This window comes from Pseudomonas sp. B392_1p (assembly GCF_052245235.1).
Classification (GTDB): Bacteria; Pseudomonadota; Gammaproteobacteria; order Pseudomonadales; family Pseudomonadaceae; genus Serpens; species Serpens gallinarum.
The window spans coordinates 210,309-227,290 of the sequence record NZ_JBQPXM010000006.1; the positions used below are offsets into that span (position 1 = coordinate 210,309).

The 16,982-nt window shown below is 58.7% G+C and carries 20 protein-coding genes and 1 tRNA gene; 4 read left to right on the forward strand and 17 right to left on the reverse strand.

Annotation, left to right across the window (positions count from 1 at the left end):
* Positions 1-19: 19 nt before the first annotated feature.
* The 10 genes from iscX to trmJ all read right to left on the reverse strand — a co-directional run bounded on the left by iscX (position 20) and on the right by trmJ (position 7,201).
* Complete coding sequence (gene iscX, locus ACTV8E_RS11160) at positions 20-220, reverse strand: Fe-S cluster assembly protein IscX (RefSeq protein ID WP_251835210.1); 201 nt, start codon at positions 218-220, stop codon at positions 20-22.
* A gap of 7 nt (positions 221-227) precedes the next feature.
* Positions 228-566 (reverse strand): ISC system 2Fe-2S type ferredoxin, encoded by a 339-nt coding sequence (gene fdx / locus ACTV8E_RS11165; RefSeq protein ID WP_251835209.1) that lies wholly within the window; start codon positions 564-566, stop codon positions 228-230.
* Between the two features lie 5 nt (positions 567-571).
* Positions 572-2,431, reverse strand: coding sequence for a Fe-S protein assembly chaperone HscA (gene hscA / locus ACTV8E_RS11170; RefSeq protein WP_443199549.1), 1,860 nt, complete (start codon positions 2,429-2,431; stop codon positions 572-574).
* Positions 2,432-2,470: 39 nt separating this feature from the next.
* Positions 2,471-2,992, reverse strand: a complete 522-nt coding sequence (gene hscB / locus ACTV8E_RS11175) for a co-chaperone HscB (RefSeq protein WP_251835207.1) — start codon at positions 2,990-2,992, stop codon at positions 2,471-2,473.
* An 8-nt stretch (positions 2,993-3,000) separates the two neighbouring features.
* A complete protein-coding gene (gene iscA / locus ACTV8E_RS11180) occupies positions 3,001-3,324 on the reverse strand; it encodes an iron-sulfur cluster assembly protein IscA (RefSeq protein ID WP_251835206.1) in 324 nt (107 codons plus the stop codon).
* 10 nt (positions 3,325-3,334) lie between these two features.
* Positions 3,335-3,721: a Fe-S cluster assembly scaffold IscU gene (iscU, locus tag ACTV8E_RS11185; RefSeq protein ID WP_251835205.1), complete on the reverse strand. Its 387-nt coding sequence runs from the start codon at positions 3,719-3,721 to the stop codon at positions 3,335-3,337.
* A gap of 45 nt (positions 3,722-3,766) precedes the next feature.
* Complete coding sequence (locus ACTV8E_RS11190) at positions 3,767-4,981, reverse strand: IscS subfamily cysteine desulfurase (protein WP_251835204.1); 1,215 nt, start codon at positions 4,979-4,981, stop codon at positions 3,767-3,769.
* A 30-nt stretch (positions 4,982-5,011) separates the two neighbouring features.
* Positions 5,012-5,503, reverse strand: coding sequence for a Fe-S cluster assembly transcriptional regulator IscR (gene iscR, locus ACTV8E_RS11195; RefSeq protein WP_251835203.1), 492 nt, complete (start codon positions 5,501-5,503; stop codon positions 5,012-5,014).
* A 145-nt stretch (positions 5,504-5,648) separates the two neighbouring features.
* Complete coding sequence (gene cysE, locus ACTV8E_RS11200) at positions 5,649-6,428, reverse strand: serine O-acetyltransferase (protein ID WP_251835202.1); 780 nt, start codon at positions 6,426-6,428, stop codon at positions 5,649-5,651.
* Positions 6,428-7,201 (reverse strand): tRNA (cytosine(32)/uridine(32)-2'-O)-methyltransferase TrmJ, encoded by a 774-nt coding sequence (trmJ, locus tag ACTV8E_RS11205; protein WP_443199550.1) that lies wholly within the window; start codon positions 7,199-7,201, stop codon positions 6,428-6,430. The genes cysE and trmJ overlap by 1 nt, the downstream gene beginning before the upstream one ends.
* 146 nt (positions 7,202-7,347) lie before the next feature.
* Between trmJ and suhB the strand changes: the two genes are divergently transcribed.
* Entirely contained in the window at positions 7,348-8,163 is an 816-nt protein-coding gene (gene suhB / locus ACTV8E_RS11210) for a type III secretion system regulator SuhB (protein ID WP_251835201.1), read from the forward strand.
* A gap of 90 nt (positions 8,164-8,253) precedes the next feature.
* Here the strand turns inward: suhB and ACTV8E_RS11215 are convergent, their stop codons facing one another.
* From ACTV8E_RS11215 to queA, 6 genes are all read right to left on the reverse strand, one after another.
* Positions 8,254-8,793 (reverse strand): glycine zipper 2TM domain-containing protein, encoded by a 540-nt coding sequence (locus ACTV8E_RS11215; protein WP_443199551.1) that lies wholly within the window; start codon positions 8,791-8,793, stop codon positions 8,254-8,256.
* Positions 8,794-9,023: 230 nt separating this feature from the next.
* Positions 9,024-9,935, reverse strand: coding sequence for a protein translocase subunit SecF (gene secF, locus ACTV8E_RS11220; RefSeq protein ID WP_443199582.1), 912 nt, complete (start codon positions 9,933-9,935; stop codon positions 9,024-9,026).
* Between the two features lie 12 nt (positions 9,936-9,947).
* Positions 9,948-11,810 carry a protein translocase subunit SecD gene (gene secD, locus ACTV8E_RS11225; protein WP_443199552.1) on the reverse strand — a complete coding sequence of 621 codons (1,863 nt, stop codon included), beginning with the start codon at positions 11,808-11,810 and terminating at the stop codon, positions 9,948-9,950.
* Between the two features lie 205 nt (positions 11,811-12,015).
* A complete protein-coding gene (gene yajC, locus ACTV8E_RS11230) occupies positions 12,016-12,345 on the reverse strand; it encodes a preprotein translocase subunit YajC (protein ID WP_251835197.1) in 330 nt (109 codons plus the stop codon).
* Positions 12,346-12,398: 53 nt separating this feature from the next.
* The gene (gene tgt / locus ACTV8E_RS11235) at positions 12,399-13,514 is read right to left on the reverse strand and encodes a tRNA guanosine(34) transglycosylase Tgt (RefSeq protein ID WP_273537333.1); all 1,116 of its coding nucleotides are present in this window, start codon (positions 13,512-13,514) and stop codon (positions 12,399-12,401) included.
* A 14-nt stretch (positions 13,515-13,528) separates the two neighbouring features.
* On the reverse strand, positions 13,529-14,578 hold the full coding sequence (queA, locus tag ACTV8E_RS11240; RefSeq protein ID WP_443199583.1) for a tRNA preQ1(34) S-adenosylmethionine ribosyltransferase-isomerase QueA: 1,050 nt from the start codon (positions 14,576-14,578) through the stop codon (positions 13,529-13,531).
* Between the two features lie 106 nt (positions 14,579-14,684).
* Here queA and ACTV8E_RS11245 point away from each other — a divergent pair.
* The 3 genes from ACTV8E_RS11245 to ACTV8E_RS11255 all read left to right on the forward strand — a co-directional run bounded on the left by ACTV8E_RS11245 (position 14,685) and on the right by ACTV8E_RS11255 (position 15,916).
* Positions 14,685-14,771 (forward strand) — tRNA-Leu (locus ACTV8E_RS11245).
* Positions 14,772-15,109: 338 nt separating this feature from the next.
* Complete coding sequence (locus ACTV8E_RS11250) at positions 15,110-15,322, forward strand: cold-shock protein (RefSeq protein WP_187807541.1); 213 nt, start codon at positions 15,110-15,112, stop codon at positions 15,320-15,322.
* Positions 15,323-15,418: 96 nt separating this feature from the next.
* Entirely contained in the window at positions 15,419-15,916 is a 498-nt protein-coding gene (locus tag ACTV8E_RS11255; protein ID WP_443199553.1) for an RDD family protein, read from the forward strand.
* 74 nt (positions 15,917-15,990) lie between these two features.
* Here the strand turns inward: ACTV8E_RS11255 and ACTV8E_RS11260 are convergent, their stop codons facing one another.
* Entirely contained in the window at positions 15,991-16,932 is a 942-nt protein-coding gene (locus tag ACTV8E_RS11260) for an AEC family transporter (protein WP_443199554.1), read from the reverse strand.
* Positions 16,933-16,982: the final 50 nt, after the last annotated feature.

Genomic DNA, 16,982 nt, shown 5'->3' on the forward strand with positions numbered 1-16,982 from the left:
AGCGTTATACCTGCGACTGCTATTCCAGCTCTTCGATCCAGGCGGCCTGGATCGCTTCCAGCACTTTTTCGCCGCCGCGCTGAGGGTCGTCGCTGAACTCGGGCAGCTCGGTTACCCAACGATGCAGGTTGACGAAGTTGACCTGACGCGGATCGATTTCAGGTTTGCTCTCAGCCAACTGAATGGCAATTTCCAATACATCTACCCACTTCAGACTCATAATCGCCTCAATGCCCTTCAGATACCTGGTTAATGGTGTACTTGGGAATTTCCACGACCAGATCCCTATCAGCCACAACAGCCTGGCAGGACAGGCGCGACTGAGGCTCAAGCCCCCACGCTTTGTCCAGCATGTCGTCTTCCAGCTCATCGGACTCTTCCAGCGAGTCGAATCCTTCACGAATCACGACGTGACAGGTGGTGCAGGCGCAGGACTTTTCGCAAGCATGTTCGATTTCGATGCCGTGACGCAGAGCGGCATCCAGCACGGTCTCACCAACTTGCGCCTCGATAACGGCGCCTTCCGGGCATTGCTCAGCATGGGGCAGAATAATGATCTGCGGCATAGTGCTTATTCCTCGATATCGTTGAGCTGCCGTCCGGCCAGTGCGGCCTTGACGGTGGCATCCAGCCGGCGAGCGGCAAAGGCGTCGGTAATCTGGGTCAGGCGCTGGGTCTGCTGCTCGATGGCCACGCCATCATCGCTGTCTTGCAGCGCACGTAGCGCATCCATCTCGGCATCAATGGCCTGACGCTCCTCGGGGTCCAGCAGACGCTCGCCATCGGCCTGCAGAGCCGCCTCCACAGCCTCGAGCAGGCGCTGCGCATCAACCTGATGCTCGGCCAAGGCGCGGGCAACCTTGTCGTCACCCGCATGTTGAAAGGAGTCCTGCAGCATGCGCGCAATTTCTCCATCGGTCAGCCCGTAGGACGGCTTGACCTGGATACTCGCCTCAACACCGGAACTCAGCTCCCGCGCCGCAACACTGAGCAGACCGTCGGCATCCACCTGGAAGGTCACGCGGATCTTTGCCGCACCGGCCACCATCGGCGGGATGCCGCGCAGCTCGAAGCGCGCCAGTGAGCGACAATCCTTGACCAGCTCACGCTCGCCCTGCAGCACCTGAATCACCATGGCCGTCTGGCCATCTTTATAGGTGGTGAAGTCCTGGGCGCGGGCTGCCGGAATGGTGGTATTGCGCGGAATGACCTTCTCCATCAGCCCGCCCATGGTTTCCAGGCCGAGCGACAAGGGGATCACATCCAACAGCAGCAGCTCGTCGCCACTTCGATTGCCGGCCAGGGTATCGGCCTGAATCGCCGCGCCAATGGCCACGACTTGGTCCGGATCGATGTCCGCCAACGGGGGGTGGCCGAACAGCTCGCCCACCACTTCGCGCACACGCGGCACACGGGTCGAACCACCAACCATGACCACCGCGGTCACGTCTTCGATCTCCAACTCAGCATCACGCACAGCGCGCCGGCAGGCTTTCAGGCTGCGAGCGATCAGCGGATCGATCAGCGCATGAAACTGGCTATGACTCAGCTCGCCTGACCAATCGGCGTACTCGACAGTGACACTGTCACGCTCGGTCAAGGCCTCTTTGGCCGCACAGGCGATCTGCAGCAAGCGCCGCTGGGTGCCGGGATCGAGGTTAGTCGACAGATCCGCCTGCTCGATGATCCAGCCGGCAATCGCATGGTCGAAGTCGTCGCCACCCAGCGCACTATCACCACCGGTAGCCAGCACTTCGAAGACGCCCTTGGAAAGCCGCAGGATGGAAATATCGAACGTACCACCGCCCAGGTCGTAGATCGCGATCAGCCCTTCGGCCTGCTTGTCCAGACCATAAGCCACGGCGGCGGCAGTCGGCTCGTTGAGCAAGCGCAGCACATTGAGCCCGGCCAGACGCGCGGCATCCTTGGTGGCCTGACGCTGGGCATCATCGAAGTAAGCCGGCACCGTGATCACGGCGCCAACCAAGTCGCCACCGAGGGTTTGTTCGGCACGCTGGCGCAAGGTGCGCAAAATCTCAGCGGAAACTTCAACCGGGCTTTTCGGCCCCTGCACCGTATCGATGAAGGGCATGTGCGACTCGCCCTCACTGAAGCGGTAGGGCAACTGCTCACCTAATTGCTTGATGTCGGCCAGCCCACGCCCCATGAAGCGCTTGACCGAAACCACGGTATTCAATGGATCGCTGGCAGCCGCCGCCTTGGCACCATGACCGACCTCAACGCGATCGGCGTGGTAGCGCACGGCCGACGGCAACAGGAATTTCCCATCAGCGTCGGGCAGCGGCACGGCACTGCCGCTGCGCAATGCAGCGACCAGCGAGTTGGTGGTACCCAGGTCGATACCCACGGCCAGACGGCGCTGGTGGGGTTGGGGAGCTTGTCCGGGTTCGGCGATCTGCAGTAAAACCATGCTTGCCTGCGTGTCGGATGCCGCGCCACAGCGCGGGAATTAATCGTCGAGGCGCTCTTCGAGCTGACGCACCTCATGGGTGAGCTTGTCGAGAAACTGCATGCGGCGCACCAGTCGCTCAGCCTGCTCGCGCTGGGCGGACTCGCGCCAGCAGCTGGCAAAGCTGTCTTCGAGCTGTTCCTGGGCTGCTTTCAAGCGTTTCTTGAAGGCCGCCACACCGCCCAGATCGGCGCTGTCTTGCAAGTCCTCCAACTCCTCACGCAACTGAATCTGCTGCATGAGGAACTCCGGGTCTTGCACCGTCACTTCCAGCGCCAGCTCATGACCTCCGATACCCAGGAGATAACGCGCCCGTTGCGGCGCGCTCCTGAGTACCTGATAGGCTTCATTGAGGCTTGCCGAGCGCTCCAGCGCCTGGCGCTGCTCCGCGGCAGTCGCATTGGCGAAGCGATCGGGGTGCATGCTTCGGGCCAGCTCGCGATAACGCACAGCCAGCGCCGAAAGATCAATGCGAAAGTCCGGCTGCAGATCGAACAGGGCGAAGTGACAAGGCTTGACCACGAACAACCTCAGATATTGAAGCTCTCGCCGCAGCCACACTCGCCACGCACGTTGGGGTTGTTGAACTTGAAGCCCTCGTTGAGCCCTTCGCGGGTGAAATCCAGCTCGGTGCCATCGAGGTAAACCAGGCTCTTCGGGTCAATGATGACGCGGACGCCATGGCTCTCGAACACTTGATCCTCAGGCTTCAGCTCGTCGACAAACTCCAGCACATAGGCCAGACCGGAACAGCCAGTGGTACGCACGCCCAGACGAACACCTTCGCCCTTGCCGCGACCTTCCAGGGAGCGGCGCACGTGTTGTGCAGCCGCTTCAGTCATGCTGATTGCCATGACGCCCTCCTCAGAGCAGACCCTTCTTGTGCTTGTAGTCGCGCACGGCCGCCTTGATGGCGTCCTCGGCGAGTACCGAGCAGTGAATTTTCACCGGCGGCAGGGCAAGCTCTTCAGCGATCATGGTGTTTTTCAGCGCAGCAGCTTCATCCAGGGTTTTGCCCTTCATCCACTCGGTGGCCAGCGAGCTCGAGGCAATCGCCGAGCCGCAACCGTAGGTCTTGAACTTGGCGTCTTCGATGACGCCTGCGTCGTTGACCTTGATCTGCAGGCGCATCACGTCACCACAGGCCGGAGCGCCGACCATGCCGGTGCCGATATTCGGATCTTCGGCATCAAACTTGCCAACGTTGCGCGGGTTTTCGTAGTGGTCGATGACCTTTTCACTGTAAGCCATGGTGCAATTCCTCTCTGTTCACGGGCGGGCGTCTGGGATAGCGTCTTAGTGCGCTTGCCATTCAACCTTACTGAGGTCGACGCCCTCTTTGTACATATCCCACAGCGGCGACAATTCACGCAGCTTGACCACCGCTTCGCGAACCTTCTGTGCGGCGTAATCGATATCTTCTTCGGTGGTGAAGCGGCCAAAGGTAAAGCGAATCGAGCTATGCGCCAGCTCATCGTTACGGCCCAGGGCACGCAGCACGTAGGACGGCTCCAGGGAAGCCGAGGTACAGGCCGAACCGGACGACACCGCCAGGTCCTTGAGGGCCATGATCAGCGACTCGCCTTCGACGTAGTTGAAGCTCAGGTTCAGGTTGTGCGGCACACGCTGGGTCATACTGCCGTTGACATAAAGCTCTTCCATGTCTTCGACCTGCCGCATGAAACGCTCGCGCAGCGCCAGTACGTGGGCGCGGTCTTGCTGCATGTCTTCCTTGGCGATACGGAAGGCCTCCCCCATGCCGACGATCTGGTGAGTCGCCAGCGTACCGGAACGCATGCCACGTTCGTGACCGCCGCCATGCATCTGCGCTTCCAGGCGTACGCGCGGTTTACGGCGTACGTACAGCGCACCAATGCCTTTGGGGCCGTAGGTCTTGTGGGCGGAGAAGCTCATCAGATCGACCTTCATCTTTTCCAGGTCGATCTCCACCTTGCCGGTGGATTGCGCGGCATCGACGTGGAACAGCACGCCACGCGAACGGGTCAGCTCGCCAATGGCGGCGATGTCGTTGACGGTACCGATTTCGTTATTGACGTGCATGATCGAGACCAGAATGGTGTCTTCACGCAGGGCGGCCTCAACCATGGCCGGGGTTACGATGCCATCTTCACCTGGCTCAAGGTACGTGACCTCAAAACCTTCGCGCTCCAATTGGCGCGTGCTGTCCAGCACTGCCTTGTGCTCGATCTTCGAGGTAATGATGTGCTTACCCTTGCTGGCGTAGAAGTGCGCCACACCCTTGATGGCCAGGTTGTCCGACTCGGTGGCCCCGGAGGTCCAGACGATTTCGCGCGGATCGGCATTGACCAGGTCGGCGACCTGACGGCGAGCGTTTTCCACGGCTTCTTCGGATTTCCAGCCAAAGACGTGGGAGCGCGAAGCCGGGTTACCGAAGTTGCCTTCCATGGTCAGGCAGTCGCACATCAATTTCGCCACACGGGGATCCACCGGGGTCGTGGCAGAATAATCGAGGTAAATCGGCAATCTCATCGAGTATCTCCTATCAGGCAGCGCGCATCGTCATTGAATGGCGGACGCTTTAATCTTTTCGAATTCCGGCGTTCCGCCGTGACTGCGGAGCCTATCCTGGCGCCGGGCGACTTCCTGCACCTCGCGCCGGCTCACCAAGTCAGCCAGGCTTATGCCACTGAGGAAGGTATGGATCTGATCGCTCAGGTCGCACCACAAGTGGTGCGTCAGGCAGGTACCGCCATCATGGCAATCCCCCACCCCCTGACAACGGGTGGCATCTACAGACTCGTTGACCGCATCGATCACCTGCGCAACCTGAATGGCGCGCATTTCACGAGCCAGGTGGTAGCCGCCGCCGGGGCCACGCACGCTGGTTACCAGTTCGTTGCGGCGCAGCTTGGCGAACAGCTGTTCCAGGTAAGACAGGGAGATGCCTTGTCGCTCGGAAATATCCGCAAGCGAAACCGGCCCTTGCTGGGCATGCAAAGCCAAATCAAGCATGGCTGTGACGGCATAACGGCCTTTGGTTGTGAGTCGCATGACGAAGCACCGCAGGATCACTGGTTTGGCGCAAGTATCCAATATCCGAGTAATTGAGTCAACTATAAGACCAATCAAAACACTCGGGTTTACCTGCGGCAACGGTCGCCATGTTAACAGGCTGCCAACCCCTCAGGCATCCAACCTAAGACCTAACCTCACCGTCGTCCGCCTCCTTGACCGCGGCAAAATCCTCGTCGCGCAGTGTTGGCATGTCTTTCGCGCAGTAGTCGCTACCCAGGTCCTGCAATGCCTTGCACATCCCTTCCAGGCGCGCATCAACCACTTGTAAATGATCAAGCAGCTGGCCAATCGAGCGCGCCACAGGATCGGGCATGTCCTGACCGAGACCGTACGCATCGAAGCCGAACTTCTCGGCCATTGCCTTGCGCTTGGCCTCTTGCTCACCATTCGGCTTGACGATCACCCGACCCGGAATGCCCACCGCCGTAGCACCAGCCGGAACCGGCTTGGTCACCACCGCATTGGAGCCGATCTTGGCCCCGGCACCAACCGTAAACGGCCCCAGGACCTTTGCACCCGCACCGACCACCACACCATCTTCCAATGTTGGGTGGCGCTTACCCTTGTTCCAACTTGTGCCTCCCAGGGTCACCCCCTGGTAAAGCGTTACGTCATCGCCAATCTCGGCCGTCTCGCCGATAACAATACCCATGCCATGGTCAATAAAAAAACGCCGGCCGACCTTGGCCCCAGGATGTATCTCGATCCCGGTCAACCAGCGATTGAAATTGGAGACCATGCGCGCGCACCACTTCCAGTCATACCCCCACAACCAATGGGCCACTCGATGCAGCCAGATGGCATGCAGCCCCGGATAGCAGGTGACGATCTCGAAGGCATTACGGGCTGCCGGGTCGCGACTAAATACGCTTTGAATATCTTCTCGCATACGTGCGAACATCACTGATCTCTCCGCTTGTGTGGCTCGCCTCGCGCGGTCTTTTGAGTTTCGGTCAAAATGCCGCGCAAAATATTCATTTCCAGCTTGCTGACCGCGATACGGCCGTACAGACGTCGCAAGCGAGCCATCAGGTGGCGCGGCTTGGCGGGGTCAAGAAAACCGATCTGCACCAAAGTCTCTTCCAAGTGCCGGTAGTACAGCTCCATCTCATCCGCGGTCACCGGCTGAGTGTCATGCATGGCAGTAACTTCCAGCTTTTCCACTTTGCTCGGACGCCCCTGAGCCGCCAGCCAGGCCATACGGACCTCATAGGTCAGCACCTGCACCGCAGCTGCCAGGTTCAATGAGCTGAACTCCGGATCGGAAGGAATATGCACATGAAACTGACAGCGCTGCAGCTCATCATTGGTCAGCCCGGCGTACTCACGCCCAAAGACCAGCGCGACCTCGCCACCCAGCTGTATTTGCTCCACACAAACCGTACCGCTTTCGCGCGGATCAAGCAGCGGCCAGGGAATCCGCCGGTCTCGCGCACTAGTGCCGAGCACCAGGCTACAACCGATCAGTGCTTCTTCCAGCGTGGCTACGACCTGAGCGCCGTCGAGAATATCCGTCGCCCCCGAGGCCCGCGCCACGGCCTTACCGCTGGGAAATTCTTCAGGATCGACGAGCACCAGACGGGACAGCCCCATATTCTTCATGGCGCGAGCAGCCCCACCGATATTGCCTGGATGACTGGTATTGACCAGCACCACGCGAATGTTTTCTAGCACTGCCTGCTCCCGCTGAATACAAAGGGGACGAATCTTAAACGATGCAGCTTGCTGAACGCACGCAAGATGAACGCAGGTTTTCAACACCCAAACTGCTTTTCTGCTAGAATAATCGGCTTTCTTTACCAGCCCAGGTGACCCTCTCCATGCAGCCCATGCTGAATATCGCGCTGCGCGCTGCGCGCAGCGCCGGTGAACTGATTTTCCGCTCTATCGAACGCCTGGATGCCATCTCGGTAAACGAGAAAGATGCCAAGGATTATGTTAGCGAAGTCGATCTTGCCGCAGAACAATGCATCATCAATGCCCTGCGCAAGGCTTATCCAAATCACGGCTTCATGGGCGAGGAAAGCGGCCTGACTCCCGGCAGCGGCGAGGGTAGCGACTATCTCTGGGTTATCGATCCTCTGGATGGGACCACCAACTTTCTGCGCGGCGTACCCCACTTTGCGGTTAGCATCGCCTGCAAATACAAGGGCCGCCTGGAACACGCCGTTGTCCTCGATCCGGTTCGCCAAGAAGAGTTTACCGCCAGCCGTGGCCGCGGCGCTGCGCTCAACGGTCGTCGCCTGCGGGTCAGCCCGCGCCGCAGCCTTGAAGGCGCCCTGCTGGGCACCGGCTTCCCATTCCGCGACAGTCAGCTGGACCATTTAGACAGCTACCTGGGCATGTTCCGCAGCCTGGTGGGCCAAACCGCCGGTATCCGCCGCGCAGGCTCGGCCAGTCTCGACCTGGCCTATGTGGCAGCTGGCCGTTACGACGCCTTTTGGGAATTCGGCTTGTCCGAGTGGGACATGGCCGCGGGCGCCCTTCTAATCCAGGAAGCAGGCGGCCTAGTCAGCGACTTCAATGGCGGCCACGCTTTTCTGGAGAAAGGCCATATCGTTGCCGGGAACACCAAGTGCTTCAAGGCGGTACTGACCGCCATCCAACCGCACTTGTCGACCGCTCTGAAGCGATAAGCGGGCCACCGCAAAAGACATGAAAAAAGCGCCCCAGGGCGCTTTTTTCATGTCTGGAGCCTGTCGCACTTGCGGCATGCTCAGCCAGGCTTACTGCTGTTCCGCCAGCACCAACTGGCCATCGCGCACCGGAATCTGCTGACCCGGATCACGATCCATACGCACTTGGCCAACCCGCCCTTCCAACTCGTACTTGACCGTATACCCGACGACCTTCTCACTGGTATCCGTCACGGTATTGCAGCGGGTTTCCGTGGTGGTATAGGTATCATTGGCCTGCATACGTTCTTGCACCTTGTTGCCGGCATAGCCACCGCCAACCGCACCCGCCACGGTGGCGATCTTCTTGCCACTGCCGCCCCCCACCTGATTGCCTATCAGACCGCCAACCACTGCCCCCAGCGCCGTACCGGCGACCTGATGCTGATCCTGCACCGGCTTCTGATGCGTAATCGCCACATCCTTACAGACCTGACGCGGCGTGCGAATGGTTTCCTTGATTGGCGTAACATCCGTAACCCGTGCAAATTGTGGCCCCTTGTCGCCCATCATGTTGTACGTTGCCACGGCACCACCGGCGGTGACCACCACCGCACCCAGCACTGCGCCCACTACCATTGACTTGTTCATTTGCTCTCCAAAATACCTTGGGCAGGGACTACCTCCCTAAATACCTGGCCTGAGACAGACGATTTGATGTTGTGTTCGCTATCACGGGTTTCTGAAGAGCAAAACCGATGAACGCCGCTCTTTATCTTTAATAGCGCTCTTGAGAAGCATGAGACAGACCTAACGTCGCGTGCCAGATTTTTTGGCTCAAAAAAAAACGCCGCTAGCGCGGCGTTTCTGGACAGTAAAGCCTAGGGTAATTCGTCGACCACTTCTTCGCTCACCGGCGGAATCAAATCTTCGGTTGTCAGCTTCAGCCAGACCAGCACCGTAGCGCCGATGTAGACCGAGGAGTAGGTCCCCACGACCACACCGATCAGCAGTGCCAACGCAAACCCGGCCAGCACATCACCACCGAACATCAAGAGCGCAATTAGCGCCAGAGCTGTAGAGAACGAGGTTGCCATGGTACGCAGCAGTGTCTGGGTTACCGAGGTATCAATGTTCTCAACCAGGCTGGCCTTTCGCAGCACCCGGAAGTTTTCGCGGATACGGTCATAAATGATAATGGTGTCGTTCAGCGAGTAACCGATCATTGCCAGCACCGCAGCCAGAACAGTGAGGTCGAAGGGGATCTCGAAAAACGCCAGGATACCCAGAGTCAGGATGGTGTCGTGAGCCAGGGAAGCGATCGCACCTACACCGAACTTCCACTGGAAGCGAAAAGCCAGGTACAGGAGGATGCCACCCAGAGCCAGGAGCATCGCCAGGCCACCCTGATCGCGCAACTCCTCACCCACTTGCGGGCCGACGAACTCGACGCGCTTGACCTGGAAACGGACATCCGGATCGATCTTGCGCAGCGCCTCAGCTACTTGCGCACCCAGCTGCGGATCATCTCCGGCCATGCGCACCAGCACATCGGTGACAGCACCGAAGCTTTGCACCACCGCATCGGTATAACCGGCCTGACTCAGCTCACGCTTGATCAGCTCCAGATCCGCTGCTTCTTCATACTGCAACTCGATCAGGGTGCCGCCGGTAAAATCGAGCCCAAAGTTCAAACCTTTGGTAATCAGCGCGCCCAGACCGATGAAGGTCAATACCAGGGTAATGGCGAACGCAATATTGCGGATCGCCATGAACGGTATGGTTTTCTTGATCATGGCCATTCCTCAGATCCACAGTTTCTTGACGTTGCGACCACCGAAGATCAGGTTGACCTGAGCACGGGTAAACAGGATCGCAGTGAACATCGAGGTGAGAATGCCCAGCGACAAGGTGACAGCGAAGCCCTTGATCGGCCCGGTACCCAAGGCGAAGAGGATGCCACCTACCAGCAGGGTCGTCAGGTTACTGTCGATGATCGCCGTGTAGGCACGGTCAAAACCTTCGTGTATGGCCCGCTGCACTGATAGGCCACTCTTCAGCTCTTCGCGAATACGCGAGTAGATCAGTACGTTGGCGTCTACCGCCATACCCAGGGTCAGCACAATGCCGGCGATGCCTGGCAGGGTCAACGTGGCACCGATCACCGACATCAGACCCATCAACAGCACCAAGTTGAACGCCAAGGCGATGGTCGCCAGAACGCCGAAGAACTTGTAGATAGCGATGACGAACAACGAGACGAAGACCAACGCCCACCAGGTGGACTCGATGCCCTTGGTGATGTTTTCCGCACCCAGGCTTGGGCCGATGGTGCGCTCTTCCGCAAAGTACATCGGTGCTGCCAGGCCACCGGCACGCAGCAGCAATGCCAGCTCGGACGATTCGCCCTGACCATTCAGGCCGGTAATGCGGAACTGGCTGCCCAGGGTCGACTGGATAGTGGCCAGTGAAATGATTTGCTTCTCTTCCTTGAACGACTGAACAGCAACCTCCTGCTCAACACCGTCGACCGTTTGCTTGACGTAGCGCGTCACCGGCTTCTGCTCGATGAAGATCACCGCCATGCTGCGTCCAACGCTGTTGCGGGTAGCGCGATTCATCAGCTCGCCGCCATGTCCGTCGAGACGGATGTTGACTTGCGGACGACCATTTTCATCGTAGCTTGCCGAAGCGTCAGTTACCTGATCGCCGGTAATGATCACGCTGCGCTCCAGCGCCACAGGCGCACGCCCCGCCTCGCGGAACTCGAAGTTCTCCGTGGCGGAACGCGGCGTTTCCAGGTCAGCCGCCAGACGGAATTCGAGGCTGGCCGTTTTCCCCAGGATACGCTTCGCTTCTGCGGTGTCCTGCACACCTGGCAGTTCAACCACAATACGGTTGGCACCCTGACGCTGCACCAGCGGCTCGGCAACACCCAACTCGTTGACGCGGTTACGCACCGTGGTCAGGTTCTGCTTGATCGAATACTCGCGAATTTCCGCCAGCTTGGCCGGCGACAACGCCAGGTTAAGCACCTGCAGCTGATTGCGCACGCTGGTGGTCATTTCGAAATCAGTGAAACTCTTGCGAATCAGGCTTTGTGCCTTGGCCAGGGCCTCCGCATCGGAGAAGCCGAGCTGGAAGGCATTCTCGCCCCCGGCCAGCGACCGGTAGCGCATGCGCTCCTTGCGCAGCAGGCTTTTCACTTCGCCTTCGTACACTTTCAACCGGGCATCCACAGCCTTGTCCATGTCCACTTCCAGTAGAAAGTGCACACCTCCAGACAGGTCCAGTCCCAGTTTCATTGGGCTAGCGCCCAGACTGCGCAGCCACGGCGGAGTGGTCGGCGCCAAATTCAGGGCGACCACATATTCATCACCAAGGGCTTTGCGCACCACATCCTTGGCCGGCAGCTGATCGCCCAGCCCAGTCAGTCGCAACAGGCCGCCACGCTCACTGACCTCTGCCGCCTTGACGGGAATGCCCGCCGCGGTCAGAGCCCGGCTGGCTTTATCGAGAACCGCCTCATCAATCCTCAGTGCCGTACTGGCACCGGTAATCTGAATCGACGGATCATCGGGATACAGGTTAGGAGCGGAATACACCAGCCCCAGGGCCAGTACCGCAAGAATCAGCAAGTATTTCCACAGGGGATATTTGTTCAGCATGACGCCGCCCGCTTAGAAAAGCGGGGCGCTGAAAAGCGCCCCGTAAGAAAAGAAGAACTCGTCGAGATAATCAGCTCACGACTCGCCATCGCCAGGATGGGCCAGGCGGAATCAGCCGAGAAGTGGAGTTTACAAGCTGTAAGCAGCATTTCGCAGCCAACTCGAGTCCAGCATCACCGCAGCGCGGCAAATCGTGGACGGGATCTCAGAGGGCCTTCAGCGTGCCCTTGGGAAGGGTCGCAACCACAGCAGCTTTCTGGAATTTCAGCTCGACATTGTCAGCCACTTCCAGCACCACGTAGTCGTCGGTTACCTTGACCACTTTACCGGTGATACCACCGCCAGTGACAACCTCGTCGCCCTTTTGCAGGCTACCGAGCAAGTTCTTGTGCTCTTTGGCGCGCTTGGCCTGGGGACGCCAGATCATCAGGTAGAAGATGACCAGAAAACCGACCAGGAAAATCCACTCAAAGCCGGAACCGGCAGCAGCCGGAGCGGCAGCGTCAGCGTAGGCGGCGGGAATCAAAAAGCTCATGTAACACTCCTGTTGCAATGGTTTGGATTCGTTATGAGTTAAAACGACTTTTATCAGGCCAGCGGCGGTGTTGGCAGCCCGCGCTTGGTATAGAAGGCATCGACAAAGGCGGCCAATGTACCTTGTTGAATGGCCTCGCGTAAACCAGCCATCAGGCGTTGGTAATGGCGCAAGTTATGGATGGTATTCAACATGCTACCCAGCATTTCACCGCATTTATCCAGATGATGCAGGTACGCACGGGAAAAGTGCGTGCAGGTATAGCAATCGCAAGTAGGATCAAGCGGCGAAGTGTCATGGCGGTGGAAGGCGTTACGAATCTTTACTACCCCACCCTCGACAAACAAGTGGCCGTTGCGTGCATTGCGGGTCGGCATCACGCAATCGAACATATCGACGCCTCGGCGCACGCCCTCAACCAGGTCTTCCGGCTTGCCCACCCCCATCAGATAGCGTGGCTTGTCAGCCGGCATCCGCTCAGGCAGATAATCCAGCACGCGGATCATTTCTTCTTTAGGCTCGCCAACCGACAGCCCGCCAATGGCCAGGCCGTCGAAGCCGATCTCACACAGCCCTTCCAACGAACGCATGCGCAGATTTTCATGCATGCCACCCTGCACAATGCCGAACAGTGCGGCCGGGCTATCACCGTGGGCGTCCTTCGAACGCTTGGCCCAGCGCAGCGAAAGCTCCATGGAGCGTCGAGCGGTGTCTTCATCAGCCGGGTACGGGGTGCATTCATCAAAAATCATCACGATGTCCGAGCCCAGGTCGCGCTGCACCTGCATCGATTCCTCAGGCCCCATGAACACTTTGGCACCATCTACCGGCGAGGCGAAGTACACGCCCTCTTCCTTGATCTTGCGCATCGCCCCCAGGCTGAACACCTGGAAACCACCCGAATCGGTAAGAATCGGCCCTTTCCACTGCATGAAATCATGCAGGTCGCCATGTTCTTTAATCACCTCGGTACCCGGGCGCAACCACAGGTGAAACGTATTGCCGAGAATGATTTCCGCTCCGATTGCTTCGATGTCGCGCGGCAACATGCCTTTGACCGTGCCGTAGGTGCCGACTGGCATAAACGCCGGTGTTTCCACCGTGCCACGCGGAAATGTCAGGCGCCCACGTCGGGCCCGGCCGTCCGTGGCAAAAACATCGAAGGACATGTGACAAGTGCGAGTCATGGGTGATCCTTGGGGCCGCACGCAGCGGGATTGCGGGTAATGAACATGGCATCACCGTAACTGAAGAAGCGGTAGCGCTGCTCCACTGCTGCCTTGTAGGCGGTCATAGTCTCGGCATAGCCGGCAAAGGCCGAAACCAGCATGAGCAGAGTGGATTCGGGCAAGTGAAAGTTGGTTACCAGAGCATCCACGACATGGAAGGGTTTGCCCGGATAAAGAAAGATATCTGTATCGCCGCTGAAGGTACGCAACTGTCCATCACGCGCCGCACTTTCCAGCGAGCGCACGCTGGTGGTGCCAACGGCCACTACCCGACCACCACGTGCTTTACAGGCAGCCACCGCATCCACGACGTCTTGACTGACTTCCAGCCATTCGCGGTGCATGTGATGGTCTTCGATACGCTCGACCCGGACCGGCTGAAACGTACCGGCGCCGACATGCAAGGTGACGAAAGCGGTTTCTACACCTTTGTCACCTATTGCCGCCAACAGCGCCTCATCAAAGTGCAGCCCAGCTGTAGGCGCCGCCACTGCTCCGGCCCGCTCGGCATAAACGGTCTGATAGCGCTCACGATCAGCCTCTTCGTCGGGGCGATCTATATAAGGGGGCAACGGCATGTGCCCGACACGCTCCAGCAGCGGCAATACGTCTTCGGTGAAGCGCAATTCGAACAGCGCATCATGGCGGGCAAGCATTTCCGCTTCGCCACCACCTTCGATCAAAATGCGACTGCCCGGCTTGGGCGATTTGCTGGAACGCACGTGGGCAAGCACGCGCCGCGTGTCCAACACGCGCTCGATAAGAATCTCCAGCTTGCCGCCAGTGGCCTTCTGGCCAAACAGCCGCGCCGGGATCACGCGGGTGTTGTTGAATACCAGCAAGTCGCCGGCTCTGAGGTAATCAAGCAGATCGACAAAGCTGCGATGGGCGATAGCCCCACTCGCCCCATCCACCACCAGCAAACGGCTGGCGCGGCGTTCGGCCAGGGGGTGTCGGGCAATGAGAGTGTCGGGAAGATCGAAATGAAAGTCAGAAACGCGCATGGTGTGGCCGTTTAGCAGGGGCATAAAGCTTAACGGAAATACTGCAATCTGACCACGCAAACGGGATTGACCGGATGCTGGCACATCCCTATACTTCGCCGCCATTGCCTCGGTGGCGGAATCGGTAGACGCGGCGGATTCAAAATCCGTTTCTGGCGACAGAGTGAGAGTTCGAGTCTCTCCCGAGGCACCATAAAAATATTGTCCCCCTGGCCGCAGGATTTCTGTGGCCTGCCTTACGCTTCAAGTCTTCCTCACCCTATCCTTCGTGCCTCGATGACATCGATGCAGCTTGTTTCCCGGAGCTTTTTGCCATTTTTTCAAGGCATGCTCTGGGGGTTGGCTTTTGCCTGAGATTTACGTAGAGTGTGCCTCACTGTGTTTGCATGGGTCGCTGTTGAATCGTGACCTGGTGCGGTAGATCCTCCAGATCCGCTACATCCCGCTCGACTTCTCTTACTCTCTGCAACCAGTTCCAGTCCTCTGTTGTCATAGAGGCTGCCATCAACTCTAGTTTCAAGGAAATAAGACATGTCGAATCGTCAAACCGGCACCGTTAAATGGTTCAACGACGAGAAGGGCTTTGGCTTCATCACCCCCGAAAGCGGTCCGGATCTGTTCGTGCATTTCCGCGCTATCGAAGGTAACGGCTTCAAGAGCCTGAAAGAAGGCCAAAAAGTCACCTTCGAAGCCGTACAAGGCCAAAAAGGCATGCAGGCTGACAAGGTCCAGATCCTGGGCTAAGCCGCTGCTTTGAAGAGCCCCTGATGGCAACATCAGGGGCTTTTTTGTGCCCGCCCTTTTAGAATGACGGTCCGCACCGGCCATTAGAGATTTTCCATGCCCAAGCACACCCTCAAGCCCCAGGGCGACTTCCCCCCCGCCGGCTTTCCACGTCGCCTGGCAGCCATTTTTTATGATTTCCTGTTATGCGTTGCGCTGGTTATGGTCGTCACGCTGGTTTATCAGCATGGCCTGCTGCGCCTGATTTACGGCGGCGAGCAATTAAAGATCATGGCGGAAAGCGGCGCACTGGATATCGACCCGTTGCTCTCGACCATTCTGCTGTTCAGCTTGTTTGGCTTTTTTGCCAAATTCTGGACCCACACAGGTCAAACCCTGGGCATGCAGGTATGGGGCATTCGCATCCAGAACGCCAACGGCAAAGCCATCGACCTCTGGCAAGCACTGTTGCGCTTCATTGTTGCCATTGGCTCCTGGTTGTTCTTCGGCCTGGGGTTCTTGTGGGTGCTGTGGGACAAGCAAAAGCGCAGCTGGCATGACATCTATTCCGACAGCCGCGTGGTACAGCTACCGAAGAATGCGCACAAGAAGTAGGCCGGGGCCGGAGCTGCAAGCCTCAAGCGAGCCTGCTCCAGCTTGTGGCTTTTGGCTGGCTCCGGCAGGCGCCGCTAGATCCACCCAGCCCATTGCAAGATGAACAAGCCGATATTGATGCTCAGCACTCCCAGCAGCGTAGTGATGGCAACGATCGCCGCCGCCAATTGATGGTTGGCCCCCACCGCCTTGGCCATGACGAAACTGGCCGCCGCGGTCGGGGAGGCGAAATACAGGAACAGAATGCCTAGCTGGGCATCACGAAAGCCGCACCACCAGGCGCCCACCGTCAGCAACAACGGCAACCAGAGCATTTTCATCAGGCTGGAACTCATGGCCAATGCCCCGCTCTCGCGCAGCGAAGACCAGGAAAGCGTCGCGCCAATACAGATCAACGCCAACGGCAGACTCATCTGGGCGAAATAGTTGCCCGACGTCAGCAGCCAAGCGGGCAAGGGGATGTGCCAATAGGCAAAGGGCAGCGCCGCGACTACGCCGATGATCAGTGGATTACCCAAAATGCTCTTGAGAATGCTCCACGGATCGGACTTGGCGCTCGGGCTGTAGAGCGCGAGGATGACGGCCGAAAGCACGTTGTAGCAAATGATCACCACCCCGGCGAGTACGCCACCCAGCGACAGCCCGTAATCGCCATACAGACTGGTGGCCAGTGCCAGCCCGACGATGCCGTTATTGCCCCGGAACGCGCCCTGTACGTACACACCGCGATCTTCACGCGGACAACGCATGATGGCCCACGCCCAGGCAATGAAGAAGCTGACCAGCGTGGCCACCACGAAATAGCCGATCAGTTTCGGCTGCACTGCGGTGCCAAGGTCGGTACGCAACAAGGCGAGAAACAGCAGGGCCGGCAAGGTGCCCTTGAAGACCAGATTGGACGCTGTGTTGATGAAGGCAACGTCAATCCAGCCAACGCGCTTGAGCTGCGCGCCCAGAAACAACATGACAAAGACCGGAGCAGTGACGCCCAAGGTCTGGGAAATCAAGGAAAGCATGCAAAGGTACTTTGGCTGTTCGGAAGCCCTGCATGGTAACGCAATGCCAG

What these genes read in the sequence shown, in the direction of transcription:
- ACTV8E_RS11255 (WP_443199553.1), top strand. Translation starts at nt 15,419, where the DNA reads ATGCCCAAGCACACCCTCAAGCCCCAGGGCGACTTCCCCCCCGCCGGC.
- ACTV8E_RS11190 (WP_251835204.1), bottom strand. Translation starts at nt 4,981, where the DNA reads ATGAGATTGCCGATTTACCTCGATTATTCTGCCACGACCCCGGTGGAT.
- suhB (WP_251835201.1), top strand. Translation starts at nt 7,348, where the DNA reads ATGCAGCCCATGCTGAATATCGCGCTGCGCGCTGCGCGCAGCGCCGGT.
- cysE (WP_251835202.1), bottom strand. Translation starts at nt 6,428, where the DNA reads ATGTTCGCACGTATGCGAGAAGATATTCAAAGCGTATTTAGTCGCGAC.
- iscX (WP_251835210.1), bottom strand. Translation starts at nt 220, where the DNA reads ATGAGTCTGAAGTGGGTAGATGTATTGGAAATTGCCATTCAGTTGGCT.
- secD (WP_443199552.1), bottom strand. Translation starts at nt 11,810, where the DNA reads ATGCTGAACAAATATCCCCTGTGGAAATACTTGCTGATTCTTGCGGTA.
- ACTV8E_RS11215 (WP_443199551.1), bottom strand. Translation starts at nt 8,793, where the DNA reads ATGAACAAGTCAATGGTAGTGGGCGCAGTGCTGGGTGCGGTGGTGGTC.
- iscR (WP_251835203.1), bottom strand. Translation starts at nt 5,503, where the DNA reads ATGCGACTCACAACCAAAGGCCGTTATGCCGTCACAGCCATGCTTGAT.
- tgt (WP_273537333.1), bottom strand. Translation starts at nt 13,514, where the DNA reads ATGTCCTTCGATGTTTTTGCCACGGACGGCCGGGCCCGACGTGGGCGC.
- fdx (WP_251835209.1), bottom strand. Translation starts at nt 566, where the DNA reads ATGCCGCAGATCATTATTCTGCCCCATGCTGAGCAATGCCCGGAAGGC.
- ACTV8E_RS11250 (WP_187807541.1), top strand. Translation starts at nt 15,110, where the DNA reads ATGTCGAATCGTCAAACCGGCACCGTTAAATGGTTCAACGACGAGAAG.
- yajC (WP_251835197.1), bottom strand. Translation starts at nt 12,345, where the DNA reads ATGAGCTTTTTGATTCCCGCCGCCTACGCTGACGCTGCCGCTCCGGCT.
- ACTV8E_RS11260 (WP_443199554.1), bottom strand. Translation starts at nt 16,932, where the DNA reads ATGCTTTCCTTGATTTCCCAGACCTTGGGCGTCACTGCTCCGGTCTTT.
- hscA (WP_443199549.1), bottom strand. Translation starts at nt 2,431, where the DNA reads ATGGTTTTACTGCAGATCGCCGAACCCGGACAAGCTCCCCAACCCCAC.
- iscU (WP_251835205.1), bottom strand. Translation starts at nt 3,721, where the DNA reads ATGGCTTACAGTGAAAAGGTCATCGACCACTACGAAAACCCGCGCAAC.
- queA (WP_443199583.1), bottom strand. Translation starts at nt 14,578, where the DNA reads ATGCGCGTTTCTGACTTTCATTTCGATCTTCCCGACACTCTCATTGCC.
- iscA (WP_251835206.1), bottom strand. Translation starts at nt 3,324, where the DNA reads ATGGCAATCAGCATGACTGAAGCGGCTGCACAACACGTGCGCCGCTCC.